The 26,397-nt window shown below is 48.5% G+C and carries 20 protein-coding genes and 1 tRNA gene; 10 read left to right on the forward strand and 11 right to left on the reverse strand.

The window, feature by feature from the left end; translation table 11 throughout:
• Window positions 1-139: 139 nt before the first annotated feature.
• A complete protein-coding gene (gene rho / locus P2W84_RS13090) occupies window positions 140-1,819 on the forward strand; it encodes a transcription termination factor Rho (protein WP_276090589.1) in 1,680 nt (559 codons plus the stop codon).
• Between the two features lie 2 nt (window positions 1,820-1,821).
• On the forward strand, window positions 1,822-2,514 hold the full coding sequence (gene pssA, locus P2W84_RS13095; protein ID WP_276090590.1) for a CDP-diacylglycerol--serine O-phosphatidyltransferase: 693 nt from the start codon (window positions 1,822-1,824) through the stop codon (window positions 2,512-2,514).
• Here pssA and P2W84_RS13100 read toward each other — a convergent pair whose 3' ends face one another.
• Both P2W84_RS13100 and folK read right to left on the reverse strand, forming a co-directional pair.
• Window positions 2,515-2,895: an Hpt domain-containing protein gene (locus tag P2W84_RS13100; protein ID WP_276090591.1), complete on the reverse strand. Its 381-nt coding sequence runs from the start codon at window positions 2,893-2,895 to the stop codon at window positions 2,515-2,517.
• Window positions 2,896-2,912: 17 nt separating this feature from the next.
• Window positions 2,913-3,404 (reverse strand): 2-amino-4-hydroxy-6-hydroxymethyldihydropteridine diphosphokinase, encoded by a 492-nt coding sequence (folK, locus tag P2W84_RS13105; protein ID WP_276090592.1) that lies wholly within the window; start codon window positions 3,402-3,404, stop codon window positions 2,913-2,915.
• Between the two features lie 52 nt (window positions 3,405-3,456).
• Here folK and sppA point away from each other — a divergent pair, with 52 nt between their 5' ends.
• From sppA to P2W84_RS13130, 5 genes are read left to right on the forward strand one after another with little or no spacing between them, the layout of a single operon-like run.
• On the forward strand, window positions 3,457-5,229 hold the full coding sequence (gene sppA, locus P2W84_RS13110; RefSeq protein WP_276090593.1) for a signal peptide peptidase SppA: 1,773 nt from the start codon (window positions 3,457-3,459) through the stop codon (window positions 5,227-5,229).
• Window positions 5,230-5,246: 17 nt separating this feature from the next.
• Entirely contained in the window at window positions 5,247-6,947 is a 1,701-nt protein-coding gene (locus P2W84_RS13115; protein ID WP_276090594.1) for a DNA polymerase/3'-5' exonuclease PolX, read from the forward strand.
• A complete protein-coding gene (locus tag P2W84_RS13120) occupies window positions 6,944-7,546 on the forward strand; it encodes a DUF4254 domain-containing protein (RefSeq protein WP_276090595.1) in 603 nt (200 codons plus the stop codon). The genes P2W84_RS13115 and P2W84_RS13120 overlap by 4 nt, the downstream gene beginning before the upstream one ends.
• Before the next feature lie 6 nt (window positions 7,547-7,552).
• Window positions 7,553-8,569, forward strand: a complete 1,017-nt coding sequence (locus P2W84_RS13125) for a glycosyltransferase family 9 protein (RefSeq protein WP_276090596.1) — start codon at window positions 7,553-7,555, stop codon at window positions 8,567-8,569.
• Window positions 8,562-9,059: a histidine phosphatase family protein gene (locus P2W84_RS13130; protein WP_276090597.1), complete on the forward strand. Its 498-nt coding sequence runs from the start codon at window positions 8,562-8,564 to the stop codon at window positions 9,057-9,059. Before P2W84_RS13125 ends, P2W84_RS13130 begins: the two co-directional genes overlap by 8 nt.
• 13 nt (window positions 9,060-9,072) lie before the next feature.
• On the opposite strand, the gene P2W84_RS13135 is transcribed toward P2W84_RS13130, so the two are convergent.
• From P2W84_RS13135 to P2W84_RS13155, 5 genes are all read right to left on the reverse strand, one after another.
• On the reverse strand, window positions 9,073-9,936 hold the full coding sequence (locus P2W84_RS13135; protein ID WP_276090598.1) for an AMP nucleosidase: 864 nt from the start codon (window positions 9,934-9,936) through the stop codon (window positions 9,073-9,075).
• A 107-nt stretch (window positions 9,937-10,043) separates the two neighbouring features.
• Complete coding sequence (gene clpX / locus P2W84_RS13140) at window positions 10,044-11,288, reverse strand: ATP-dependent Clp protease ATP-binding subunit ClpX (protein WP_276090599.1); 1,245 nt, start codon at window positions 11,286-11,288, stop codon at window positions 10,044-10,046.
• A 2-nt stretch (window positions 11,289-11,290) separates the two neighbouring features.
• Window positions 11,291-11,986, reverse strand: coding sequence for an ATP-dependent Clp endopeptidase proteolytic subunit ClpP (gene clpP / locus P2W84_RS13145; protein WP_276090600.1), 696 nt, complete (start codon window positions 11,984-11,986; stop codon window positions 11,291-11,293).
• Window positions 11,987-12,216: 230 nt separating this feature from the next.
• Window positions 12,217-13,563, reverse strand: coding sequence for a trigger factor (gene tig / locus P2W84_RS13150; protein WP_276090601.1), 1,347 nt, complete (start codon window positions 13,561-13,563; stop codon window positions 12,217-12,219).
• 56 nt (window positions 13,564-13,619) lie between these two features.
• Window positions 13,620-13,701: transfer RNA gene (locus tag P2W84_RS13155), tRNA-Leu, on the reverse strand.
• 184 nt (window positions 13,702-13,885) lie between these two features.
• Between P2W84_RS13155 and P2W84_RS13160 the strand changes: the two genes are divergently transcribed.
• Genes P2W84_RS13160 through P2W84_RS13170 form a run of 3 tightly spaced genes read left to right on the forward strand, consistent with a single transcriptional unit; the run spans window position 13,886 to window position 16,510 of the window.
• Window positions 13,886-14,764 (forward strand): universal stress protein, encoded by an 879-nt coding sequence (locus P2W84_RS13160; protein ID WP_276090602.1) that lies wholly within the window; start codon window positions 13,886-13,888, stop codon window positions 14,762-14,764.
• A gap of 2 nt (window positions 14,765-14,766) precedes the next feature.
• The gene (locus tag P2W84_RS13165; protein WP_276090603.1) at window positions 14,767-15,486 is read left to right on the forward strand and encodes a TIGR00730 family Rossman fold protein; all 720 of its coding nucleotides are present in this window, start codon (window positions 14,767-14,769) and stop codon (window positions 15,484-15,486) included.
• Between the two features lie 40 nt (window positions 15,487-15,526).
• The gene (locus P2W84_RS13170) at window positions 15,527-16,510 is read left to right on the forward strand and encodes a YpdA family putative bacillithiol disulfide reductase (RefSeq protein ID WP_276090604.1); all 984 of its coding nucleotides are present in this window, start codon (window positions 15,527-15,529) and stop codon (window positions 16,508-16,510) included.
• Between the two features lie 22 nt (window positions 16,511-16,532).
• Here P2W84_RS13170 and P2W84_RS13175 read toward each other — a convergent pair whose 3' ends face one another.
• From P2W84_RS13175 to P2W84_RS13190, 4 genes are read right to left on the reverse strand one after another with little or no spacing between them, the layout of a single operon-like run.
• Window positions 16,533-18,299 carry a RagB/SusD family nutrient uptake outer membrane protein gene (locus P2W84_RS13175; protein ID WP_276090605.1) on the reverse strand — a complete coding sequence of 589 codons (1,767 nt, stop codon included), beginning with the start codon at window positions 18,297-18,299 and terminating at the stop codon, window positions 16,533-16,535.
• A 16-nt stretch (window positions 18,300-18,315) separates the two neighbouring features.
• Window positions 18,316-21,159 carry a SusC/RagA family TonB-linked outer membrane protein gene (locus P2W84_RS13180; RefSeq protein WP_276090606.1) on the reverse strand — a complete coding sequence of 948 codons (2,844 nt, stop codon included), beginning with the start codon at window positions 21,157-21,159 and terminating at the stop codon, window positions 18,316-18,318.
• Between the two features lie 47 nt (window positions 21,160-21,206).
• On the reverse strand, window positions 21,207-23,105 hold the full coding sequence (locus P2W84_RS13185; RefSeq protein ID WP_276090607.1) for a RagB/SusD family nutrient uptake outer membrane protein: 1,899 nt from the start codon (window positions 23,103-23,105) through the stop codon (window positions 21,207-21,209).
• An 8-nt stretch (window positions 23,106-23,113) separates the two neighbouring features.
• A complete protein-coding gene (locus P2W84_RS13190; RefSeq protein ID WP_276090608.1) occupies window positions 23,114-26,278 on the reverse strand; it encodes a TonB-dependent receptor in 3,165 nt (1,054 codons plus the stop codon).
• Window positions 26,279-26,397 lie beyond the last annotated feature (119 nt).

The following is a 26,397-nucleotide window of genomic DNA, read 5'->3' on the forward strand; positions in this document are numbered from 1 at the left end:
TTGCAGCATAATTCTCAAAAAGCATTATCTGACCATTCCGGAATACCCCAAAAAATTTTGTTTCCATTAAATTTTATCATGGCTCTTCTGTCTGGTTGACTGGTAAATGCTTTCATAAAAATTCTCTACAAAGACATAAATGTTTAACAAAACAGAATTAAACGAAAAACTCACGGCTGAATTGCGTGAGATAGCAAAATCAAAAGGCATATTGAACGCAGAGGAATTACGAAAGGCTGAACTTGTTGAGATCCTTGCTCAAATCCAGGAACTGGAAGAGGTACCAAGTGCTCCGGAGCCTGCCGCTAAACCCAAAACCGCAAGAGCGCGTGCAGCTACGGAGAGTAAAAGCGAAGCGGAAGCTGCCTCGTCTGAAAAACCTGCAAGAAAGCGTATACGTATTGGTTCAGCTCCCAGGGAAAAGGACGAAGAGGGACCGACTCAGCGGCCTTTCAGTAAAGCGTCTTTATTTGAGCCCCAGGCGACCAGAACTGAAGAGGCTACTCCCGAACCCGTTCCTGCCGAACAAAAAAAGAAAAACGAAGATATTCCCCAGGCTACACCGCAGCCAGAACCTGTTCCCTCTTTGCCATCTTTTGACAACAGGAAGAAACAAACGCCAAGAGAGGAACCGAGGCAAAAAAATCATGCGGGCAATCTTCCAACCAGTAAGCAGTTGGAAAACAGTTATTCTAATTTGGATTTTGACAACACCATCATTAACGAAGGTGTTATGGAGATCATGCCTGACGGATATGGTTTTCTGAGATCTGCAGACTATAACTACCTATCGTCTCCGGATGACATCTATGTTTCCCAGTCGCAGATCAAACTTTTCGGACTGAAAACAGGCGATACGGTAAAGGGAAGCATCAGACCACCTAAGGAAGGCGAGAAGTATTTTCCACTCGTGCGGGTAGAAACCATTAACGGCCGTTTGCCTGCTGACGTAAGGGACCGTGTCCCTTTTGACTATCTGACCCCTTTGTTCCCAACGGAAAGGCTGAACCTGTTCACCCAGCCAGGCAATTATTCTACAAGGATCATCGATCTTTTTACCCCTATTGGTAAAGGTCAGCGTGGTTTGATCGTGGCGCAGCCTAAAACGGGTAAGACCAACCTGCTGAAGGAAGTAGCCAACGCCATTGCTAAAAACCATCCCGAGGTTTACCTGATTATTCTGCTGATCGACGAACGCCCGGAAGAGGTGACCGATATGGCGAGAAGTGTGAGGGCTGAGGTCATCGCATCAACTTTTGACGAGCCGGCTGACCGCCATGTAAAGATTGCGAATATCGTACTGGAGAAAGCTAAGCGGCTGGTAGAATGCGGACATGACGTGGTTATCCTTCTTGATTCTATTACCAGACTGGCGAGGGCCTACAATACGACTGCCCCTGCCTCAGGAAAAATACTCTCAGGAGGTGTGGATGCCAATGCCCTGCATAAACCAAAACGTTTCTTCGGAGCGGCAAGGAATATCGAAAAAGGCGGTTCGCTGACCATTCTTGCTACCGCACTGACCGATACCGGATCAAAGATGGATGAGGTTATCTTTGAGGAATTCAAAGGAACGGGCAATATGGAACTGCAACTGGACCGCAAACTGTCCAACAAGCGCATTTTCCCTGCGGTAGACATCACGGCATCGAGTACCAGGAGGGACGATCTGCTGCATGATAAGGATACCCTGCAGCGCGTCTGGATACTGCGCAACCACCTGGCCGATATGAATGCACAGGAAGCAATGGAGTTTGTACAGGCACAGCTTAAAGGCACTAAATCCAACGAAGAGTTCCTGATTTCCATGAACGGATAAATATGATCAGAAGACATATTCCAAATGCGATCACCTGTGCCAATTTGTTCTCCGGCAGTATCGGGATCGTATACGCATTTAACGGGCAGCTGGAAACAGCTGCCTATTTTGTGCTCCTTTCAGGGATATTTGATTTTTTCGACGGTCTTGCAGCAAGGGTACTGAACGTAAAATCGGCTATCGGTAAGGAACTCGACTCCCTTGCAGATGTGATCAGCTTTGGTTTTCTGCCCGGAGTGGTCATGTACCAGTTGTTGATCCAAAGCGACTATACCAGCACCTGGCTCCCTTATTCAGGCTTTTTAATTACTGTATTTTCTGCATTGAGACTTGCCAAGTTCAATATAGACACCCGGCAGAGCGAAGATTTTATTGGCCTTAACACGCCAATGAACACCATCTTCATTGTATCTTTGGTCTTCATCAGGGCAGATTATCCGGTATTGACCGGATCCGCTGGTCTGTTGATCGGCATCACAGCTCTATCATGCTGGCTGCTCATCAGTGAGATCAGAATATTTTCTATGAAACTTGGATCCACAGGTTGGAAGGAAAATAAATTCAGGTACCTGTTCCTGGTCCTTTCATTGATACTGGCTGCAATATTTCAATTTATAGCCGTACCTCTCATCCTGCTGCTTTACATCGTATGCTCTGTATTTCATTTCAGAGGCAGGCAGACTGTGGCACCTTAACTACAATTGTTTTTCCAGCTCAGCTCTGGTTGCATCCAGTTGCCGGTACAATACATTTTCAATAAAGGCCACAATTTGGTTGCAATCTGATGCTACCTTGTCCAGATCTTTCCCTTCTTTGGCATTGGTTTCGATCTGCTGCATAAACTCCTTGGCATCTTCTCTGCCGACGTAAACGAATGTCGGTTTTATCTTATGTGCGCCTGCAGCTACCTTTGCCCAGTCCTTAGCTGCCAGGGCATCCTGCATCTCCTGGATATAAACAGGGGTCTGGATCTTAAAGAGATCAATCATTTCAATAATGAACGCTGCATTGTCCCCGCACATATCTTTAAGATAGGAAAGATCCAGCGGCTGGTTGTTTTTCTGTTGGTCGATCATGAGCACAAAACTAAAAATTAAATCTTTGATACCATCAGGTCATCTGCCAAATCAGCTAACAAATCTGACACCTTTTGATGGAGTACAGGGTGCAGGTGATCAGGGGCTATCTCTGCCAGGGGTTCCAGAACAAATCTGCGGTGCTGCATATGCGGATGCGGAATGCTGAGGTCCTGCTCCCGGATAACTTCGTTGCCATAGAAAATGATATCGATATCAATCAGCCTGGCGCCCCATTTATCGGTTCTGTTCCTGCCGAGGCTACGTTCTATTTCAAGCGCGTGACGAAGTACGCTAAAAGGATCTAATGCGGTTTCTACACCGAGCGCAATGTTCAGAAATGCCGGCTGGTTTTGGTTACCCCAGGCCGCGGTCTGGTAAACGGAAGACCTGGCAAAGACGACCCCGATTTTCCATCCGATCTCCACCTCTGCTTTCCGAAGCAATTCCTGCCTGTCGCCCAGGTTACTGCCCAGTAATAAATAAACTTTTTTGCAATTCAATCCCATATGTCCCCGGAGGCTTTTTGTTATATTTACAAATTAAATATTTACCCCTCACATGAGAGAATTTTTTAAGCAGGTTCTTGCAAGTTTCCTGGGTTTTATCCTCGCTGCAGTTATCCTTGGTGCCTTGTCGGTCGGTATGCTTATCGGCATAATATCGTCAATGAACAACGAAAAGACTACAGTGGTCAGCGATAATTCTGTACTTTACCTGAACCTCGATCAGACTATCCTGGAACGTACGCCCGACGACACCTTTGCCAATCTTCCTATCGTAGGTTCGGAAGGCGAAAAACACATCGGCTTTTATGATGTCATCCGCTCGCTGGAAAAGGCAAAGACAGATAAGCGTATCCGTTGCATCTATCTGGATGTTTCTGCTCCGGATGCCGGGCATGCTACCCTGAAAGAAATCCGAGATGCCTTGGTTGACTTCAGATCTTCGGGTAAAAAAATCATAGCCTACAGTGAGGTCTATTCCCAGAAAGCTTATTATCTGGCTTCAGCAGCCAACAAGGTATACCTGAACCCGGAGGGCAACCTTGAGTTCAAAGGACTAAGCAGCCAGCTGATGTTCTTTAAGGGAGCCCTCGATAAATTGGGTATCGAAGCTCAGGTTATCCGGGCGGGCAATTATAAAAGTGCGGTCGAACCTTTTATGCTGGACAAGATGAGCGACAAAAACCGTGAACAGGTAAGCGCTTATATGAACGGATTGTACCAGAACATATTACAGGCAGTATCCGAAAGCCGGAAGCTTAGCATAGATGAGTTGCATCAGATCGCCGACGGGTACCAGATCCGCCGTGCCTCCGATGCACTGTCGCTGAAAATGGTAGATGGGCTCAGATATAAGGATGAAGTCCTTGATGAACTGAAACAATTGAGCGGAAAAAGTAAAAAGAAGAGTATCAATTCGGTAAGCATTAATGAATATGCAAAAAGCCTTGACGATGAGAATGAGGGCAATGGTAAAGATAAAATAGCTGTGGTTTACGCTAATGGCGACATCATGGGTGGTGAAGGTAATAACGAAACCATCGGATCCGCTAAAATATCCCGTACCCTCCGCAGGCTGCGGGCTGACAGCAGTGTCAAGGCCATCGTATTGCGTGTGAACTCGCCGGGCGGCAGCGCCCTGGCTTCCGACGTGATCTGGCGGGAGATCATACTGGCTAAAAAGTCAAAACCGGTGATTGCATCCTTTGGTGACGTGGCAGCTTCAGGAGGGTACTATATCGCCTGTGCCGCCGATTCAATATTTGTACAACCCAACACCATCACAGGGTCAATCGGGGTTTTCGGGGTTATCCCCAACCTGCAGCACCTGCTGAATGACAAACTGGGCATCACCTTTGACGGAGTGAAGACTGCCCGGTATGCTGACATCATGAGCATGAACCGTCCGCTGACCGCCGGTGAGCGGCTGATCATCCAGAACGATGTGAACCATGTATATGATACCTTTATCGGGCACGTAGCCGATGGCCGTAAAAAAACGAAGGCGGAAATAGACAGCATTGGCGGCGGGCATGTGTGGGTAGGTTCAGATGCCGTAAAGAACGGTCTGGCCGACCGGATTGGCAATTTCCGTGATGCCATCCGCGCTGCAGCCAGCAAGGCAGGAACACAAAACTACGAAGTCGTCTTTTATCCTGAACTCCTCAGCCCGCTCAAAACCTTGATCCAGGACGGCTCCGACAATTTTACCCGCAGCAAACTGAAGGCAAAACTGGGCGAAAGCTACCTGATCTATCAGCAGCTGGACAAAGTAATTGGATTATCAGGCATCCAGGCCCGGCTGCCTTTTCAGGCCATATCCGAATAATGGCAACCAATATAACTATGGAAAACAAAACCATTGCCCGTACACTCCGGCTGCTTTCTCAGCTGATGGAACTTCATAGCGAAAATCCATTTAAGATCAAATCGGTAGCCAATGCGGCCTTTAAGATAGATAAACTACCCTATGCCATCGCCGGCAAAAGCCTGGAAGAGCTTAGTGTCATAGATGGCCTGGGCAAGAGTATTTCGGCCAAGGTCTGGGAGCTCCTTCAAAAAGGCAGCATCACCGAACTGCAGGACCTGCTCGGCAACACACCGGAAGGCATTGTAGAAATGCTGGGCATCAAGGGTATAGGCCCTAAGAAAATCCTGACGATATGGAAGGAACTGGGCATCGAAAACATTGGCGAGCTTTATTATGCCTGTAATGAAAACCGCCTTATTGAAGCTAAAGGATTCGGGCTTAAGACCCAGGAAGAGATCAAAAAAGTGATCGAGTTCCAAATGGCCGGCCACGGCAAATTCCTGTACGCACAAGCCGCTCCCCTCGTGCGGAAGCTGCATGAAGACCTTTCATTATGGCTTGGCATTTCTGAGCCTGCCCCCCTGCTCAGCATTGCCGGCGCATACCGCCGGGGCCTGGAGGTCGTGGATGAGCTGGTTTTTGTGGCAGGCCTGGCACAGCCGGAACAGGTCAAAGCCGGTATTTCCCGATTTACTCCTCTGCAGTTTGACGCGCAGGAAGAAGGCTTCTTAATAGCCATGAGCCCGTTTGGATTGAAGATCAGGCTTTACCTCGCTCCGGCAGATGACTTTTACCGACAGCTATTTATACATACCGGTAATGAAGCACATGTGGAAGCAGTGCTGGAAAATGCAGGGCAGGGACCGTTTAAGAGTGAAGAAGCGATCTACCGCCAGGCAGGGCTGGATTATATTACCCCTGAGCTCCGCGAAGCACTCGGCGAAATCGAACAGGCTGCAGCACATCAGCTTCCGGTACTGATCACGGACGAAGACCTCAGAGGCAGCCTGCATAACCATTCTACCTGGAGCGATGGTGTCCATACCATAGAAGAAATGGCGCTTTATTGCCGGGACACCCTTAAACTGGAATATCTCGGCCTGTGCGACCACTCCAGGTCCGCATTCTATGCCAATGGCCTCAACGAACAGCGCGTGTATGCCCAGCATCAGGAAATCGATGCGCTCAATGCACGGCTTGCGCCTTTTCGCATCTTTAAGGGTATTGAAAGCGACATCCTGAACGATGGCTCTTTGGATTACAGCGACGATATCTTAAAGCACTTTGACTTTGTCGTCGCATCTGTACACAGTAATCTCCGCATGGACGAACAGAAAGCAACAGCCAGGCTCATTAAGGCGATAGAAAACCCTTACACCACCATATTGGGGCATCCTACAGGCCGCTTGCTGCTCAGCCGCAAAGGTTATCCAATCGACTACACCAAAGTAATCGATGCCTGCGCGGCCAACGGGGTTGTCATAGAAATCAATGCCAATCCCTTGAGGCTCGATCTTGACTGGCGCTGGCACCGGTATGCCCTTGAAAAAGGTGTTTTGCTTTCCGTAAACCCGGATGCTCACCGTATCGAAGGTTTTCACGACATGCAATATGGAATTCTGGTCGGCAGAAAAGGTGGGCTCCAGGCAAAGCAGTGCCTTAATGCCTTCTCGCTGACAGATATTGAACAACACTTCAGCAATAAAAAAGCAGGAATCCTTAACTTTGCCAGATGATCAGTGAACTTTGCAACCGGATATTCGAGAAAGCGATCGGCGATTATCATGTTTATGACAATATTGAGCAACCCATCCGGAATCCTTATGGAATTGGTACCCTTGAGCACCTACTTTATCTGAAATGCTGGATCGATACTGCCCAATGGCATATGGAAGACGTGGTACGCAATCCTGAGATCGATCCCGCTGAAGGCCTGCAATGGAAACGCCGCATCGATGCCTCTAACCAGGAGCGGACAGATGTGGTAGAATATATCGACAGCTATTTCCTGGAGGAATATAAAAACGTAACCCCGAAGACAGATGCAAGGATAAATACCGAAAGTCCGGCCTGGGTGGTAGACCGCCTGTCTATACTGGCGCTTAAGATCTACCATATGCAGGAAGAAACTGTAAGGCCCGGCAGTTCAGAAGAGCACCGGCAAGTCTGCACAAACAAACTGTCTGTGCTGCTGGCACAGAGAACAGACCTTTCCCATAGCCTGGACGAACTCATGACCGATATCGCTAACGGGGACAAATACATGAAGGTGTATAAACAGATGAAAATGTACAACGACCCTAACCTCAATCCGATACTTTATAAAAACAGGTAAACCTGCATGGCAGAAAAGGACAAAATACTGATCATCCGTTTTTCTGCCATGGGCGATGTCGCCATGACCGCACCGGTCGTCAGAGAATTCAGGGAGAATTACCCGGGGGTTGAACTTGTTGTCGTTAGCCGGGCCTTCTTTGCGCCCTTTTTTAAGGGTATCCCCGGTCTTCATTTCTGCAATTTTAATCCCGGAGAGCAGCACAAAGGTCTTGGTGGCATTTTCCGACTTTATAAAACACTTTCAGCTATGGGCATCACCTGTGTGGCCGATCTCCATGATAACCTGCGCAGCAGGATATTGTGCAGCTTATTCCGGTTCTCAGGTATCCGTATAGCCCGCCTGGACAAGGGCCGTACCCAAAAGCGCAGGCTTACCCGGAAAAACAATAAGATACTGGTTCCCCTCAAACTTACCGTACACCGTTACGCCGAAGTGTTCGGAAAACTGGGTTACCCCTTTACACTTAAGAATGAATTAAGTAAGTCTAAAAAAGAACAGAACATTCCGAACGTCCAGGAACAAAAAAAAATAGGTATCAGTCCATTTGCGCAACACCAGCAAAAGGTATATCCCTTTGACAAGCTTGAAAGAGTACTGCTGGAACTGGCCGAAAAAGGACATCAGCTCTTCATCTTCGGAGGTTCAGCAGAAGAACAGCAACAGGCCGAAAAATGGGAGGCTCTCCACCCCGGCATCAGATCAACGGTTAGAAAAATGACACTCGATGAAGAATTGAAATTCATTTCAGACTTGGATCTTATGCTAAGCATGGACTCTTCGGGAATGCATCTGGCTTCTCTGCAAGGCATACCCGTCGTATCGGTATGGGGAGCTACCCATCCTTACGCGGGTTTCCTTGGCTACGGTCAATCCCTCAGCAATGCTGTACAGAACACACTCTATTGCAGACCTTGTTCTGTTTATGGCAACATTCCCTGCTACCGGGGCGATTTTGCCTGTATGAACAATCTGGCACCCGAAATTGTTATTGATCGAGTAATTGCACAACTCAATGGCTAAACAGCTGCTCATCGTCAGACACGGAAAATCGGAATGGGGCAATGCCCGCCTTCCGGATTTTGAAAGACCACTCAACCCGAGAGGCCACAGGGACGCTCCCGGAATGGCCGCAAGGATTGCGCATAGAAATCTTATCCCTCAGCATGTGGTCAGCAGTACTGCTTTAAGGGCCCTGACCACGGCAAAACATTTTTGCCAGGTATGGCAATTCCCATCCGGGCAGATTCAGCTGGAAGATGGTATTTACGAGGCCAATACCAGGACTTTGCTGGACATCATCAATCAATTCGACAATCAGTACGACTATATTGCGGTCTTTGGCCATAACCCGGGTTTTACCGATCTGGTTAATTACCTGAGCGACAGCAATATTTATAACATGCCCACCTGCGGCACCGCATTGATCAGGTTCGACATCGACGACTGGAATGCCATTAGCGGACATACCGGTACACTCAATGCATTTGACTACCCGAAAAATGAGACTTGAGTCAAACCAAAGTCTAAAAATGCAGGTGTTTTACTGTTAAGCCATTATTGACCAGTTGCATCAGCGAATCAATACCAATTTTCAGATGCGTTTCTACATAACTGCTGGTCACGCTGCTGTCACTCTCTGTAGTTTTTACACCCTCAGGTATCATCGGCTGATCAGACACCAGCAGCAACGCACCAGTAGGTATCTTATTGGCAAAGCCAGCCGTAAATATAGTAGCAGTCTCCATGTCAACGGCCATCGCCCTCAATGTTTTCAGGTATTTCTTAAATTCCTTATCATGCTCCCACACTCTTCTGTTGGTCGTATAACAGGTTCCGGTCCAGTAATCCCTGGAATGATCACGTATCGTCGTGGAAATGGCCTTTTGTAAAGCAAAAGCCGGTAAGGCCGGTACTTCAGCCGGCATATAGTCGTTAGAGGTTCCTTCGCCCCTGATTGCTGCGATCGGCAGGATCAGGTCTCCCAATTGATTCTTCTTTTTCAAACCTCCGCATTTGCCCAAAAAAAGCACTGCCTTAGGGTTTATCGCGGAAAGCAAATCCATCATTGTCGCTGCCATAGGGCTGCCCATGCCGAAGTTAATGATCGTGATACCGTTTGCAGTAACACTTTGCATAGGTTTGTCCAATCCTAAGATCGGGGCATTACCGTTCCACTCGGAAAAAAGCTGCACATATTTACTGAAGTTAGTCAGCAGAATATACTGTCCGAAATCTTCAAGCGGGCGTCCAGTATACCTCGGCAGCCAGTTGTTCACAATATCCGTCTTAGTTTTCAAACCCTTCCGCACCGGAGTATTTACCTCCTTCACCTTTTTAGCCTGAGCCACAATATCGTTATCCTTCTTTACATCCTTTTCTTCATTCATGTTCTTTCCTCCTTTCGGCCGTTAGTACTTTCCTGAAAAGCGGACATCCGGCCATCATCAAATTACAAGTTAAAAAAAATCCCCGGCGTTTGCCGGGGACCATTCTCTTATGCTGCTTTTAGCTTTTTAAAATCCGCCTTCTCAAATTTTTCCATGGCATAATCCAGGTTAATCACCAGTTCCCTCACTCCGCTTTCAGATGGGATCTCAAACATTGCGTCCAGCATGATCGCCTCGCATATCGAGCGGAGCCCCCTTGCCCCCAGTTTATACTCCATTGCCTTGTCCACGATAAAATCCAACACCTCATCCTCAAATACCAGTTTCACATCCTCAAATTCAAACAACTTCACATACTGACGAAGCAGGGAATTCTTGGGCTCAGTGAGAATATTGCGCAAAGCATCCTTATCCAACGGGTTCAAGTGCGTCAGCACAGGTACACGACCAATCAGCTCGGGGATCAGACCGAAAGATTTCAGGTCCTGAGGAGTGATATATTTGTATAGATTCTTCAGGTCAAGTTCAGCCTCGTCCCGTTTTACCTTGTAACCAACCGCCTGTGTACGCAGTCTGTTTGCAATCTTACGCTCGATACCATCAAAAGCCCCACCGCAAATGAAAAGAATATTATTCGTATTCACCGGGATCATCTTCTGGTCCGGATGCTTCCTGCCCCCCTGGGGCGGTACATTTACAATAGTGCCCTCCAGTATCTTCAACAAGGCCTGCTGCACGCCCTCGCCAGATACATCTCTGGTGATGGACGGGTTGTCGCTCTTACGTGCCACCTTGTCTACTTCATCAATGTAAACAATGCCCCTTTCTGCAGAAGCTACATCATAATCAGCAGCCTGCAGCAAACGCGTCAGAATACTTTCCACGTCTTCGCCTACATAACCCGCCTCAGTAAGCACCGTAGCATCACAGATGCAAAAAGGCACATGTAATATCTTTGCAATCGTTTTAGCAAGCAAAGTCTTACCGGTACCCGTTTCACCGACCAGCATAATGTTCGACTTCTCAATCTCTACCTCATCGCCTTTGTCGAGTTTCTGGCTCAGCCGTTTATAGTGATTATATACTGCGACTGACAATACCTTTTTTGCATCATCCTGACCAATCACATACTGGTCCAGATGAGCCTTGATCTCCGTAGGCTTTAGTAAAGTCACCGAAGTATCCAGCGGTTTGCCTTTTTTCGTGCTTCCCAATTCCTGCATCAGCAGCTGATTAGCCTGGGTTACACATTTGTCGCAGATATAAGCATCTAACCCTTCGATCAGCATTAACGTATCCTGCTTTCCGGAACCACAAAATGAGCAGCGTGAATCTTTACCTTGTTTTGCCATCCTTATTTTTCTTTCTTATCACCTCCAAGCACCTCATCGATCATCCCGAAGCCCTTCGCCTCTTCAGCCTTCATCCAATAGTCACGGTCTGAAGCCTTTTCCACCCATTCGTAAGTTTGACCGGAATGCTGAGAGATAATATCATATAGTTCCTTTTTAAGTTTCAGCATCTCCCTCAGGTTGATCTCCATATCTGAAGCTACTCCCTGCGCACCGCCTGAAGGCTGATGGATCATCACCCGAGAATGCTGCAGCGCTGCACGTTTACCTTTCGCGCCCGCCACCAGCAGTACAGCACCCATAGAAGCCGCCATTCCTGTACAGATCGTAGCTACATCAGGACTGATATATTGCATGGTATCATAAATGCCCAATCCGGCGTATACCGAACCGCCCGGCGAATTAATATAGATCTGTATATCCCTGTTACTATCCAGCGATTGCAGGAAAAGCAGTTGTGCCTGGATGATGTTCGCGTTGCCATCGTAGATCGCATCACCCAGAAAGATGATCCTGTCCATCATCAAACGCGAAAAAACGTCCATCTGCGCTACGTTCAGCTGACGCTCCTCAATAATATATGGCGTCATGCTCCTTGGTGAATTATTCGTAGCCCCGATAAAACGGTCAACATTCAACCCATTAATGCGATGGTGCTTAACAGCGTATTTTCTAAATTCGTCCTTATCGATTTTCATCTCTTTATATTTATTATTTTCAATTAAATTATAAGATGCTTCTTTGATTATATATACTTTTCATCCTTAGCGTCAAGTACTGCGCCAAAGTAGTCAGACTAAGTTGATAATTTATTGTGGTATTGTAAAATTTAATCAGCTTATACAAATAAGGCGGCCTCAACAGAAGCCGCCTTACCTTTTCTATCTTTTCTAATAAGAAATGTCTGGCCTGACGGCCGTTCATTACCTTACTTCAACTCAATAAACTTGTTGTAAGTAATTTCCTTTGGTTCGATGGTAGCCAGAGATTTGATCAGTTCAAAAACCTTCAATGCCTTTACCTCTTCAAATATACGGTTTGCATTATCCCGTTCCTGGAGAAATGTAGTCGTATACTGGGCCAGCTGGTCTTCAGGCAGTGGAGAAGGACTATACATTCTGAACTGTGCATCCAGGCGCTGTTTGGCAGTCTGGAACACATCTTCATATTTGATCTCGATATTGTTGTCCTTGATCAGCTTGTTTTCAATCAACGTCCATTTCAGGTTTTTCGCAAAATCATCATAGCCTTCAGCCAATTCCTCGTCGGTCAGCTTCTCATTGGTTGCCTTCAGCCATTTGCGCAGAAACTCGTCAGGTAGGCTGATCTTTACGCTGTCTACATATTTCGTATAGATATCGTTCTGAAGCCTGCGGTCAGCATCCTGTCCAAACATCCCTTCAATTTCCTCTGTGATCTTAGCTGTAAATCCAGCTTCATCAGTAACTACACCTGCACCAAACAATTTATCAAAGAACTCCTGGTTCAGATCAGCCTCCTCCAGACGGTTGACATTCTTCACCTGTACCTGAAACTTAGACTTCAGTTCAGTTGCATCCTCTTCGCTGATGTTCAGCAATTTGGCAATGACATCTGCCTTCTTGTCAAAGGCCTTCTGAACGTCCAGTTCCACGAGGTCGTCCTTTTTAAGGCCGACCAGCGTTTTCAGGATCTTTTTGTCAGTCACCTGGTCTAAACGAATAGAGCCGGTAGCATTAATGCCTCCTTCAAATACCGAACCATCAGCGGCAAGCTGTGTTAATTCGGCATAAAGGACATCACCTTCTGACGAAACTTCCGGATTTGTCATTTTGCCATAACTCTTACGGATGTTAGACATCCTTGAAGCCAGCGTTTCAGGATCAGCCTTTACATCATATCGGGTGAATTTATCCTTTGAGGTAATGTTGATGTCAATGGCAGGTGCAAGGCCGATCTCATAATCAAAATCAAACTCATCGGTAAAATCCCACTTAAACTCCTTCGTGTCATCCAGCTTTGGAAGCGGTTGCCCGAGTATCTCGATCTTATTGTCGGTTAAATACTTATTCAGACTTTCACTCAACAGGTTGTTGATCTCCTCAACAAGGATGCTCCTGCCATACATCTTTTTGATGTGTGCAGCAGGCACCATTCCCTTACGGAAACCCGGAAGGTTGGCCTTCTTAGCTTGTTCCTTAATCGACTTTTCAACTTTAGCAGTATAATCTTCCGGCGCGATCTTAATATTCACAACGGCGTTCAGATCATCAATTTTTTCCTGTGTAATGTTCATTTTTGTTTCTGAATATGTAAAAAAACAGCCCTTTTCGGGCTGTTTTTGTTTTATTGTGCGGAAGAAGGGACTCGAACCCCCACGCCGTGAAGCGCCAGATCCTAAGTCTGGTGCGGCTACCAATTACGCCACTTCCGCATTGGGACTGCAAAGATAGGTATTGTTTTCAATTCTCAAAACTTTTCTTAAAAACGCTTTCCACAGCGGATTTGCATGCCCACATGTTCTTCATCAGTATTTTAAATGACCGCTATCACTATTTTCCAGGAATACCAAAGGGAACTTTACAACAGTTCTTCAAAACAAAAATAAACTCCTGACAATGATCCGCAAGATTATAGTACCCACAGACTTCTCTGCGCCTGCAAACGGCGCAGCCAGCTATGCCCTGCACATCGCAAAATACCTGAAGTGCAACATGGCGCTTTGCCATAGTTTTGTCGTCCCTGCCGATCTTTCAAATGCAGATACAGTTAGTTGGCCGCTTTATGATTACGGCACCTTGAAGGAAGAAGCCTCTGAAGAGCTTGCCAGCCTATCCAGAGAACTGATCAGGAAAAATGCACTGCTGAAAACCCCGAATACGTTCAAACCCATCGTAGACTACTACGCCGAAGCCTTACCCGTTCCGCAGTTGCTGAATCAACACACTGAAGATACAAACCCTGCACTGGTAATCTTAGGCAGCTCAGGCACTGGCGCAGTAACACGCTTCTTCACCGGAAGTACCACCCGCAAACTGATCGAAGCCGCAGCCTATCCAGTATTGGTTGTTCCGCCAAAATATCCTTTCAAGCCCATTCATAAAATCGCATTCGCATCCGACCTGGATCCTGCAGGCATTCAGCATATCCATGTTCTGGCCGGCTTTGCCCGGCAGTTCGATGCAGAAATTGTGATCTCGCACATAGACCCGCTGAAAGAAGATGCAAAAAAAGCCCGGGATTTCCTGTTGGAAGTAACTTCGAAGATCAACTACGACAAAATTTACTACAGGGAAATAAACGCATCTGCATTAAGCGAGGGGCTGGACCAAATCGCTGAAAACGGATGGGCTGACCTGCTCGTAATGGTACATAAGCACAGCAGTCCACTGGAAAGGCTTCTGAAAGGCAGCTACACCAAAAGACAGATCAGTCATCTTAAAATTCCTATGCTGGTACTTCCCGAAGACACAAACCACATTTTCGGTATATATTGACTATGGAAAAACCCGATATCGTGTTCCTGGATGGACCCCAATCCAGATGGAAAGAATTTAAGTTTACACTCAGCACAATGCAGCAGCTGATCAAGGGCTTCAGGGCGATGCATTTTTTAGGCCCCTGTATCACTGTATTCGGATCTGCGCGCTTTAAGGAAGACCATCCCTATTACCAGCTCACGCGCAGAGCTTCTGCAGAATTTGCGAAACTGGGCTTTACCATCATGACGGGTGGTGGTCCTGGACTGATGGAAGCCGCAAACCGCGGCGCGAAAGATGTAGGCGGACGCTCTGTAGGCTGCAACATCGAACTTCCCCACGAACAGTTGCCCAACCCCTATCTTGACAAATGGGTCTATCTTAAACATTTTTTCATCCGCAAGGTCCTGCTTGTAAAATATTCATTCGCTTTTGTGGTCATGCCTGGCGGCTTCGGTACACTGGATGAGTATTTTGAAGCCCTTACACTCATACAAACCAGAACCATTCGTAATTTTCCCATCATCATATTCGGGAGAGAATACCATAAGCATTTGATCGAACACATTGAGCTCATGGCTGCCCAGTCTACCATAGGACCCAATGACACCGGTCTGTTCCTGGTTACAGACGATATTGAAGAGGCAGTCGCGCTTATCCGAGAAAAAAGCATTAGAGAGTACGGGCTAGGTCCAAAAAGACCGCGTAAACCACTCCGCTGGCTTTTTGAACGCAGGTAATCATAAACAAAAGCCCCGCCTTTTTGTTAATTTGCCTGCAATGGAAGTAATGGATATCTGTATTGTAGGCGCAGGGCCGATCGGACTGGCCTGCGGCATCGCCGCCAAACGCGCGGGACTCTCTTATGTAATCCTGGAAAAGGGTTGTTTGGTCAACTCATTGTATAATTATCCGCAGAACATGACTTTTTTCTCCACCTCGGAAAAGCTGGAGATCGGCGGGGTGCCTTTTGTTTCCAACAATACCAAACCGGTGAGGGCCGAGGCGCTGGAATACTACAGAAGAGTAACACTGAAGTTCGATCTGCAGGTCCGGCTGTTTGAAGCCGTCGAAAGTGTCAGTAAGCGTGAATATGAAGCGGTACAGCTTTTCCAGGTAGAGACAAGTAAGGCCACTTATCTTGCCAGAAATGTAATCGTTTCGACTGGATTCTATGACCTGCCCAATGTCATGGGTGTACCCGGCGAAGAACTACCTAAAGTAACCCACTATTACAAAGACCCGCATTACTATGCCATGCAGGATGTACTTGTCGTAGGCGCCAGCAACTCATCCGTCGATGCCGCACTGGAAACCTACCGCAAGGGCGCCAGGGTCACCATGGTCGTCCGCGATTCAAAGATCAGCGACCGCGTAAAATATTGGGTACGTCCCGATGTGGTAAACCGCATCGAGGAAGGCAGTATCAAAGCATATTTCAATTCCGAACTGGTCCGTGTCGGCCCGCACGACGCGGAGTTAAAAACTCCTGAGGGCAACATTACCATTCCGAATGATTTTGTCCTGGCACTAACAGGCTACTGCCCCGATTTCAAACTGCTCCGCAAACTCGGGATCAACCTATCTGAAGATGATAAGCTGCTCCCGGTACACGACCCCGAAACAATGGAGACCAATGTGAGCGGCCTTTATCTTGCCGGCGTAGTATGCGGGGGAATGGACACACACTTATGGTTCATTGAGAACTCAAGAGACCACGCCGACAAGATCATCAGCCATATTTTAGCAGAGAGCGCCCACTAAACTGCCGACTTACAGACTGAAACTAGTCGTTCCAGCCCGGGTTCTGCCAGTTTATTCCAGTCTGGTTGCTCATTTTTTCCACTTCCGTCCGGTCAAGCGGGTACATAAGATACTTATCAGACCACGCATTCCGGCTCATTTTGAAACGTTCATAAGACCATACACTTCCGCTTTTGGTGATGCGCATGCCCGTAACCACTTTATCCGTCTGGTCCAGTATCTTCCACCTGCGCACATCGAAGAAGCGGTGCTCCTCAAAGGCCAGTTCTACACGGCGCTCGTTCCGGTACCGCTTCTCAAAAGCTTCTTTGGACAGGCCGACCGGAAGGGACGGCATGTTTACCCTCGTCCTCACTGCGTTGACCGCATCCCTAGCCGACATATTCAATCCGCCTGCGCTGACTACCCCATCCGGACCGTCCGACTGATAGGCAGATTCAGCAAAATTGAGATAAAGCTCTGCCAGGCGGAACAGGCGGATTGCCCCATCAGCGTTATTGTTCTGACCAGATTGATAATTATTGAATTTTCTCAGGTAATAACCCGTCCGGGTGTTGGTCCGCAAAGTCGAAGAGATTTGCTCCCTTCCGCCGACGAAAGTTTCCACCAACGGATTGGAGGGAGTATTGAGCCTGCGGGCCGCGCCATTATAATAAATTGATGCATAAAATCTCGGATCCCGGCCCGCATAAGGATTCGTTGGGTCATATCCTGAAGCCAGATTGATGATTGGCACCAGCTTTTCTGCATCCGCATAACCGGTCACCGGCATTTCACCGTTAGCCATCTCATAACTATCCACGAGTTCCTGGCTGGGCGAAGGCCCGGCTTTCACCATACCCGTATTGCTGGGCAATCCTGCATCACGCCAGATTTGCAGCTGGCTTCCGCCCTGATAAATGGTCTCCTTATCCCGCGAACGCTGATCGTTGGAGGTCACAAAGTGGTATAATGCGTAAGCATTCTGAGCAATATTGGCTGCGGGGGCTTCATTGAACAACTTGTAATCGTGCGCCAGGCATTGTGCCAAGGCTTCTGCATTAATAGCGGTAGCATCCGCCCAGCTATATTTGCCATCCGACCACAGCGGACTGGCTGCATAGGTGACCGCCTGCGACTTAACGGCATAAGCGACGGCACGGGTCATGATGCCAAACTGATTCTCATAAACAGCCCAGGAAAATCCTTCCTGGTTATCCGGGTAAGACAAGGCCTTATCACAATCAGAAAGGATGAACGCCACCACTTCGCTGAAGGCTGCACGCTTATCCGCCGCGAAATTGTGATCGAGGGCGAGCGGTTTGTCAAATACAGGAACGGCTCCATATCTTTTGATCAGTTGAAGATAGTAAAGGGCTCTCAGCGCATGTGCCTGTGCCGTCCAGCCTCCTTTTATGGCTTCTGATGCGACGATATTGGCGGTTTTGATGTTTTCGATAAAGACGTTGCACTTCCGGATGCCCTCATATAGCCTGCCCCAGGGACTGCCGTCAGTTGAAATACTGGCATAATTGGAAGCATTAAGGCCGCCCGCGTACCAATTGCTGAATCTGGAATCGGCCAGGTTATCGTCGGCATCTTGCGCCTCGTCGGTAAACGAGGCCCTGTCTATGCTGAGTGCAGGAAGATATCCGTAACACGAGTTAAGATATCCCCTGGTACGGTTGTCATCGCTGAAAATTTCCTTCATGCTGATCCTGCCATCGCTCGGCAGGTCAAGCTGCTTATTGCAGGATAAGGTACAGACAAGTGCGGTTACCGCTATGCTGAGTTTAATGGATCTGTTCATTTTTTAATGCTTAGGGTTAAAAGATCACGTTGAGGCCAAGATTGTAAACACGATAGACGGGAAATCCGGAATATCCTCCGCCTTCCGGACCGAAATCACCGGATTTCATCTGATCCCAGGTGATCAGGTTCTGCCCGCTCAGGATAAACCGCACCTTTTCCGCACCGACCGATTTGGAAAGCCTTAAAGGCAGCGAATAAGAAAGTTCCACATTTTTTAGCCTGAGGTAAGAACGGTCATACAGGTAATAATCGCTGCGCTCATGGCTGACACTTTTCTTCATTGATAAGGCTGGCGATGTAATACGTTGACCACTGGCATATCGTTCTGCGGTCCAGGCATTTTCGTGCAGACTTCCGTAAACGCCATCATTATCGGTTTCAAACACACCTGTGCCCGTATACACGGTCGAGTACTTGCCTATTCCCTGGAAAAGAAAGTTAAGGTCGAAGTTTTTGAAGGTAAGCCCTCCTGAAAAACCATAGGTATACAGCGGTAAAGTACCATTGCCGATCGGCGCCAGATCAGCCTCATCAATGCGGCCATCTTTGTTCAGGTCCCGGTACTTCAGATCGCCCAGCCTGACGGCAGTCTGTATGTCCATCGGCAACCGGCTGTTCAGCTCTTCAATGGTATTATAAAAGCCGTTTCCATTGCTGTAATCCACCAGGTAGCCAAAGTCCTGGCCATACGAAAAGCCTTCCTGCCGTTTACGGTAGGCAAAATCCGGATCGCGGAGAGGTTCATTAATATTGAGCACCTTATTTTTTGCATAGCCGAGCTGTCCCCCGAGGTGTACCGTTAGATTGCTACCGATGGGTTTGTCAAACCCTAGAGTCAGCTCATAGCCCTTGTTCTCGAAGGAACCGGTATTGGTTGCGGGATAGTAGCTTAGTGGAATCCCCTGATAAAGTGGGACCTGAGTAGCCTTTACCGCCATGTTATCCATTTTCTCACGGAATACGTCTACGCTAAGTGAAAGTAAGTTAAACAGGCTGAGGTCCAGGCCATAGTTTTGCTTCAAGGATACTTCTGCACGAATGGCCGGATTACCAAATTCCCGCTCGTTGACAATGTACTGGAGATAGCCCAGGGGACCACCCTTAGTAACATTGACATTATCGGCGTACGCAAACCTGCCCAGGCCACTTTGGTCATTAGCAGTACGGCCATACGAAGCCCTTAGCTTCAGTTGGCTCACCCAATCGCGGCTACCATTCAAAAATGACTCATTGGAAAGAACCCAGGCAGCGGCTATTGCCGGTGTAAACGTAAACCGGCTTCCCCTCGCATATTGCTCTGATCCTGAATAGCCCAGATCAAACTTAACGAAGTACCGCTCGTCATAATCGTAATTCAGCTCAGCACCCGAACTGACGCGGTTGTAAGGCAGCAGGCCCGGCGAACCGGTATCCGTCTTGGTCAGGTTCTGATAGAACATGTATCCCATACCGCCCACATGGTGCACCCCAAAGTTCCGATCATAATTCAGCACAGCGTTATACGTCAGGTGGTAATAGTAGGAACTGCTTTTTCCGTACGCCAATGGACTGTTGACCTCCCCGCCCTTCTTGGTAAATTTCAATTCATCAAAGTTATTCGTCCTCACCCACCGCTCATAATTCTGCGTAGTACTCAGGCTTCCTACTGCATTGGTCTGGTAAGCGATCACGCCATTCAGCTTCAATCCCTTTGTGAGGAAGTCCATATCCAGGTTCAGGCCAAACTGAGATGCGATGTTGGTCACCGTATGCCGTACATAGCCGGATCGGTTCAGCATTCCAAATGTCGGCGAACCGACCGTAGCCGTAGTCACTACCTGTCCGTCGGGAGTAAGCGGACCGGAGACCGTGGGCGGCATCTGGAAAAAGCTGCTGTAGACGGAAGCGTTGGAAGAACCGGGCGTGCGCTCCCGCTTGATGTTTCCTGCCAGGCGCACGTAAGCGCTGAGGTAACGGTTCAACTGCATATCTACGTTACTGCGGTAATTGACCCAAACGTTATTGGCGTCCGATTGATAGTTGTCCTGATCAGTAATGAACTGCCCGCCCTGGTGCATGAAGTTAAGGTTGGAATAGAAAACCACTTTATCGTTACCGCCGGAAACGCCAACGTTGGCACGCTGCATCTGGGCAAAATCCCGAAAATAGCGATCATACCAGTTGTTGTTTGGATAAAGCTCGCTATCGCCCGAACGAAAGCTTTCGATCTGCTGGTCCGTAAATATAGCTTTTCCCCCGTCGTTCAGCGAGGCCTGGTTTCTGAGCCCGGCATACGCTGCCGAACTATAGAACATAGGTTTGGTGGTGACCTCCTGGAAAGCCTGATCTACCCGGGCATCAATCCTGATCTTACCTTTCTGTCCCCGCTTCGTCTTGATGACAATTAGGCCGTTGGCCCCCTGTATGCCATACAGCGCCTGCGTAGAGGCATCCTTGAGAATAGTGACCGATTCGATCTCATTGGCACTGATGTATTCAAGTGACTGGGCGCTGTTATAAGAGGTAATGATCCCATCGATCATCACCAGCGGGCCATTGCCCCTTGCGGCAGATACACCCCTAATGTACAGGTTGGTCGTGGTTCTGGACAGTTCCGATGAGGTCTCTTGTGTGGTCAGACCCGCAAAACGCCCAGCGAAACTCTGGCTGAGATTGGCCACGGGCGACCGTTCGAGCTCTTTTCCGCTAACGGTAGCGACAGCACCAGACACCGCAATCCGGCGCTGGCTGGTATAGCCCAACTGTACTTTATCTTTCTGACCGGACTCTAGCGTATCCGTGGCTTCCTGGGCCAGCACATTGCTGCCAGACCATAGCAGACAGGCAACCGCAAGGCCCAATCTTATATTGTATTTCATGTATACTGACATTTTGTTGAATTCATTTGAAGCGTGAACATTGAACATTACCATCCCGCACTTTGCCACTCCTCGCCAGTTACTGCTTTCAGGCGATTGGCCTCGCTAAGCGGTATAGGCACCCACAGAAATTTATTGGTATAATTGCTGCGTTCGGTAGCTCGAACCGGACGGCGGTTGTAGGTGTAGCTGCCATCCGCATTCCGCGTGATGGCCATCGCCGTGATCCATTTGTCGGTTTTGGAAAGATCGCCTCCCGGCTGCGTCCAGCGCCGCACATCAAAGTAACGCGCCTCTTCCATCGCCAGTTCGACACGGCGCTCGTTGCGCAACCGCAGCCGGAGCTGTTCCTGGTTCAGTTCCAATGGAAGTTCCGGCATACCAGCCCGGAGTCTGATCTCATTAATGGCCTGCCGGGCCTCATCCAGCCGGTTGGTTTCCAGGGCGGTTTCCGCGAAGTTGAGAATCACCTCTCCCAGCCGGAAAAACTTCCAGTTGGCTCCGCCTACGACATTGTCATTGCCCGAGTTGGGGTGAAGGAACTTGCGTTCGAAATACCCGGTGCGTGTGGCCTTCCTTGTAGTCGGATGAATACCGGTTTGCGGTTCACCGACGTAGGTCGCAATGATCCGGGTCCGATTACCCATTGCAGCAGGATAGTTCTCATAAGATTCCTTTTCTTCCGAGAAGCCCCATAAAGCCTTTCTCTTCGAACCATTGTAATAGATCGACGCGTAAAACCTTGGGTCCCGGTTGGCATACGGATCCCGTTCGTCGTACAAGGAATTCGCAGGATTGTAATTGGGCTGCGTATGCTTTTCGTCGGCATAAGGATTGGCCAGGTCAAGTACGGGTTGACCGTCTTTGGTTTCATAGGCATCTACCAGTTCCTGGCTCGGACAAGTTCCGGATTTATACCCGTCCTGTGCACCAATGCCATCGATATTCCAGATATTCCCCTGTCCATCCCGGCTCTGGTAGATCGTCTCTTTATCGACAGGGCTCCCGGAATACTCCATCGTGCGCGTAAAATACTCATTGTAGACAGCCGAGTGAACGTTTTTATCGGGGCCTAGATAGGCAACGTCAGAAAGATAGGTCTGCGGAAAGTTGACCTTGTTGTACAATTCATAGCCATTTGCACGGAGATTTGCCAATGAAGCTTTATTGATCTCGTACGCTTCCTCCCAATGATTGACGATACCGGTATTCAGGGGGCTCGCCGCAAATAGCATCATCCTTGATTTAACGGCTTCAGCCATTGCCTTGTTTACCCTGCCTGCCTCACCTGCGCTGGTAATGCGCCAGGGTAAATCAGCGCTCGAAATTGCGGCATCACAGTCTTCCATAATAAATTTGACCAGTTCATAATATCCTGGTCTTTTCGTCTGCGAAAAGTCGCCGTCAAACTGGTAGGGTTCACGCTGAATAGGCAGCGAAGGTCCAAACCATTTCAGCAACTCTGCATAATAAAAAGCACGCAACAGGTGTGCTTCCGCTTTATAACGGCTCTTTTCAATATCTCCCAAGGGGGAGTCGCCTACTCTGCTGATGAAAATCGTGCAATTGCGGATGGCAGCCCAGTAACGCGCCCAGTAATTTCCGTTACCACTGTCCTCACTCACATTGGTCACCGGGTGGTTGCCACTCGAAGCATTGCCATTGTACATACGGCCGGCCATGAGCCCGGATTCCGCTTCGGCATCGGTATCCCAGGCTTCATCGCTCCAGACGACAGGCCCCCGTGACCAGAAAAAATAGCGTGTGCCCTTGGTGGGCATATTGGCGTAACAACTGTTGAGGAAAGCGCCGGTCTTCACCGGGTCACTAAAAACATCGTCCAGGGACAATTTGCCGTCAGGTGCGGAATCCAATGCCTTTTTACAAGCGGAGGTTAGGCACATCAGGATAAAGGCGAATAAAATATAATTGATTTTCATGATCATGCGATGGGTTAGAAAGTTACGTTCATACCGAAATTGAGCATCCTGGTCACCGGGTAGCCAATGGCGTCGTTATTTTCCGGATCAAGATGACTCAAACGCAGGTTGTCCCAGGTAAACAGGTTCTGACCGCCCACATAGACGCGCATACGGCCTACCCCTACCGTTTTAAGCAGGTTTGCAGGCAATGTATAGGCGAGTTCTATGTTCCTCAATCTGATATACGAGCGGTCCATGATGAAGAACTCATTGGCATTGTGATTGGTGTTGGTCAGCGTGCTAAGCGCCGGGTAGGTGATCTTCTCACCACCGGCATAGCGCTCCGGGGTCCAGGCATGCCTGTGATAGTCGAAATAGGTGCCCAGCTTAATGGTCTCATATACCCCCTGTTCCGAATAATTGGAAGAATACTTTCCTACTCCCTGGAAAAAGGTGGTAAGCTCAAGGTTCTTATAGTTGAGACCAATGGTAAAACCATAAGTGACCCTGGGGATACTGGCATAACCGATGGGTACGATGTCCTTATCGTTGATGGTGCCGTCACCGTTTACATCGACATATTTGAGATCGCCAAGTCTTGGCGTACCAAATGCATAGGTAGTACCCGTGAGGTAACTATCCAGTTCCTCCTTTGTATTGAAAAAGCCATTCCCATTGCTGTAGTCTACCCGGTAACCGAAGGCCTGGCCCAGCGCATAGCCCGTAGTAAGGTAGCGCGAGGCATAAGTCTCGTCACGGATCTGTTCATCAAAGAATTTCACCTTATTGTGATTATAACCGTAGTTAGCCCGCACATTCATTGAGAAATCCCTGAAAACAGGTTGATTATAGCTCAGTTCCAGTTCATAGCCCTGATTGTCTACCTTGCCCATGTTCACCTTTGGAATATATTGCAGTGGTACCCCCTGAAATTCGGGGACGGTATTCCTGGAAATCAGTATCTGGCTCCGGCTTTCATAAAATCGGTCAAAAGAGAGGTTAAGCTTTTTGAAAAGCTGCAGGTCCATGGCATAGTTTTGTTTTTTTGCGAGTTCCCAAGATATGTTGACATTGCCCAGCAGCCCCTGCCTTACGGTCTGGCCAAGCCCAAGACTTCCCAACGGACCGCCGCCGGCGACAACGATATCACTCTGGTAAAGGAAGCGTGCTGAGCCGATCTTGTCATTACCGACCTTTCCGTAAGAGGCGCGGAGTTTCAGGTTGGTCAGGATATTGCTTCCCTTTAAAAATTCTTCGTTGCTGACCACCCATCCAACTGATGCGGCGGGGAAAAAACCATATCGCCTGCCGGGCGCAAACTGCTCCGATCCATTGTAGCCGACATTCACCTCAGCAAGGTATTTACTGTCATAAGCGTAAGTGGCCCTTGCAGCAATCCCCAGAACATTGAAAGGAATCTCTCCTCCGGTAGACTCCCAGTAGTCACGCTGCGCTAAAATCAATCCGCCTACATCATGCTTCCCGAAACTCCGGGAATAATTCAGCGAAGCCTGCATATTGATGTTATACCTGGAATCCGCCCCCCTGGTGAGCGAGAGCATTTCTTCATCTCCACGTTTAACGGCATAGCTCAGCGCATCTGTTTCCGGATTAACTACAGCCAAGTATAAGCGTTCCTGCTTACGCCCCTGGGTCGCAGTGGTTGAACGGGAATCGTAGGAGATCATGCCTTTGAGACTCAATCCACTGGTCAGGAGCTTACTGAGATCCCATTCAAGCCCCAATGAAGAATTCAGGTTGGAGCGCACCTCATTGCGGTAGCCCATGCGGTTCATGATTTCAAATGCGGAACGGTCTAGATACCCAGGATCTACGATCTGCCCTGGCGCGACACCAAAACCACCCAGCGTGGTCGGCCCCGGTGTAATGGGCAGAATGGTCTGAGCCTGGTAAAGCAAATCGCGCATCATCCAGTTGGTATCGTTGTTATAAAGCCATGCTGCGGGCATATTCACCCGTTCAATGTAACTGCCAACGTTCAGAAAGGATTTAAGTGCTTCAGTAACCTTAAAATCAAGATTGGCCCTGAAATTGAACCGGTCCAGTTTTGAGGAAGGGTTATAACCTAATACCGATTCAGGTTCAGTTTTCAGATTGCCGCCCTGGTTCAGATATGCAGCATTCACAAAATATGTCGCCCGGTCACTGCCTCCGGTCGCACTGGCATTGAGCCTGGTCTGCGGTGCGTAACGGGAAATGAATTCCCTGTAATAATCATGATTCGGATACATGTATTGTCGGATGGCCGCTTTCTGCTGATAAGCAGCTGTATTGGGGTCCAATCCCTCAAGCGGATTGATATATCGATTGATGGTTTCCTGGCTGAACGGTATTGGAATGTTATCGTTCTTTGAAGCCTCGTTACGCAGCAGCATGTAGTCGACGGAAGTCAATCGATCGGGCTCTCTGGTAAAAGAAGAATACGACTGGTCAAGGTTAAGCGAAAGTTCGGGGCTGCTCTGTGAGCCGCGTTTAGTAGTGACAATGATGACGCCGTTCGCACCGCGAACCCCGAAAACCGCAGTAGCAGAAGCATCTTTGAGAATAGATACAGACTCCACTTCATTCGGGTCGATGGTGCGAATGTTGTCACGGGGCACTCCATCAATAAGAATCAGCGGATTCTGGCCGTTTGTAGTCGCAGCACCGCGCAGGTAAAGCGTAGCATCGTCACGTCCCGGTTGTCCGCCGCCGGATTGTATCGAGGTGAGACCCGACAGCCGCCCGGCCAGTGCATTGGCGAGGCTCGCCGACGAGCTTTGCTTTAGTTCTTTGCTCTGTACGGTCGAGATCGCGCCCGTTACGGATATCTTCTTTTGTTGTCCGTAAGCCACAACGACCACTTCGTCCAGATTTTCATCGGAGGCAGAAAGGCTGAGGTTGATCGTGTTTTGCCCGCTGACAGTGACTTCCCGCTTACGGTACCCAATGTAATTAAATTCAAGGACTGAGTTTGCAGGAGCACTAATGACGTAGTTGCCCTGTGGGCTGGTCTGGACCCCCTTTTTAGTTCCTTTGATCATCACGGTAACACCGGGTAGCGGTTGAAGGTCGACCGAATCGGTAACGGTTCCCCTGACGGTAATGTCTTCCTGGGCACAAAGCCGGCCCATGCCAAGGAAAACCATCAGCAATACCGTCCATAACCGGTGACCGGCTGGTTGGATTTTGTTCATAGTAAGGTTAATTAATTTAGTTAGTGTAAGAAAGCAGTATTGCGCGAAGCACAAGACGGGATTAAGAGAATGACTTTCAGGTATCCGGAAAAATTGGACTGACGGGATGACTCATAAGA

Origin of the sequence: Pedobacter sp. JY14-1, from assembly GCF_029269825.1 — a bacterium.
In the GTDB taxonomy this organism is placed as follows: Bacteria; Bacteroidota; Bacteroidia; order Sphingobacteriales; family Sphingobacteriaceae; genus Pedobacter.

What these genes read in the sequence shown, in the direction of transcription:
- sppA (WP_276090593.1), top strand. Translation starts at nt 3,457, where the DNA reads ATGAGAGAATTTTTTAAGCAGGTTCTTGCAAGTTTCCTGGGTTTTATC.
- P2W84_RS13175 (WP_276090605.1), bottom strand. Translation starts at nt 18,299, where the DNA reads ATGAACAGATCCATTAAACTCAGCATAGCGGTAACCGCACTTGTCTGT.
- rho (WP_276090589.1), top strand. Translation starts at nt 140, where the DNA reads ATGTTTAACAAAACAGAATTAAACGAAAAACTCACGGCTGAATTGCGT.
- P2W84_RS13100 (WP_276090591.1), bottom strand. Translation starts at nt 2,895, where the DNA reads ATGATCGACCAACAGAAAAACAACCAGCCGCTGGATCTTTCCTATCTT.
- P2W84_RS13185 (WP_276090607.1), bottom strand. Translation starts at nt 23,105, where the DNA reads ATGATCATGAAAATCAATTATATTTTATTCGCCTTTATCCTGATGTGC.
- clpX (WP_276090599.1), bottom strand. Translation starts at nt 11,288, where the DNA reads ATGGCAAAACAAGGTAAAGATTCACGCTGCTCATTTTGTGGTTCCGGA.
- P2W84_RS13190 (WP_276090608.1), bottom strand. Translation starts at nt 26,278, where the DNA reads ATGAACAAAATCCAACCAGCCGGTCACCGGTTATGGACGGTATTGCTG.
- pssA (WP_276090590.1), top strand. Translation starts at nt 1,822, where the DNA reads ATGATCAGAAGACATATTCCAAATGCGATCACCTGTGCCAATTTGTTC.
- tig (WP_276090601.1), bottom strand. Translation starts at nt 13,563, where the DNA reads ATGAACATTACACAGGAAAAAATTGATGATCTGAACGCCGTTGTGAAT.
- P2W84_RS13130 (WP_276090597.1), top strand. Translation starts at nt 8,562, where the DNA reads ATGGCTAAACAGCTGCTCATCGTCAGACACGGAAAATCGGAATGGGGC.
- P2W84_RS13180 (WP_276090606.1), bottom strand. Translation starts at nt 21,159, where the DNA reads ATGAAATACAATATAAGATTGGGCCTTGCGGTTGCCTGTCTGCTATGG.
- P2W84_RS13120 (WP_276090595.1), top strand. Translation starts at nt 6,944, where the DNA reads ATGATCAGTGAACTTTGCAACCGGATATTCGAGAAAGCGATCGGCGAT.
- clpP (WP_276090600.1), bottom strand. Translation starts at nt 11,986, where the DNA reads ATGAAAATCGATAAGGACGAATTTAGAAAATACGCTGTTAAGCACCAT.
- P2W84_RS13125 (WP_276090596.1), top strand. Translation starts at nt 7,553, where the DNA reads ATGGCAGAAAAGGACAAAATACTGATCATCCGTTTTTCTGCCATGGGC.
- P2W84_RS13115 (WP_276090594.1), top strand. Translation starts at nt 5,247, where the DNA reads ATGGAAAACAAAACCATTGCCCGTACACTCCGGCTGCTTTCTCAGCTG.
- P2W84_RS13135 (WP_276090598.1), bottom strand. Translation starts at nt 9,936, where the DNA reads ATGAATGAAGAAAAGGATGTAAAGAAGGATAACGATATTGTGGCTCAG.
- folK (WP_276090592.1), bottom strand. Translation starts at nt 3,404, where the DNA reads ATGGGATTGAATTGCAAAAAAGTTTATTTATTACTGGGCAGTAACCTG.
- P2W84_RS13165 (WP_276090603.1), top strand. Translation starts at nt 14,767, where the DNA reads ATGGAAAAACCCGATATCGTGTTCCTGGATGGACCCCAATCCAGATGG.
- P2W84_RS13160 (WP_276090602.1), top strand. Translation starts at nt 13,886, where the DNA reads ATGATCCGCAAGATTATAGTACCCACAGACTTCTCTGCGCCTGCAAAC.
- P2W84_RS13170 (WP_276090604.1), top strand. Translation starts at nt 15,527, where the DNA reads ATGGAAGTAATGGATATCTGTATTGTAGGCGCAGGGCCGATCGGACTG.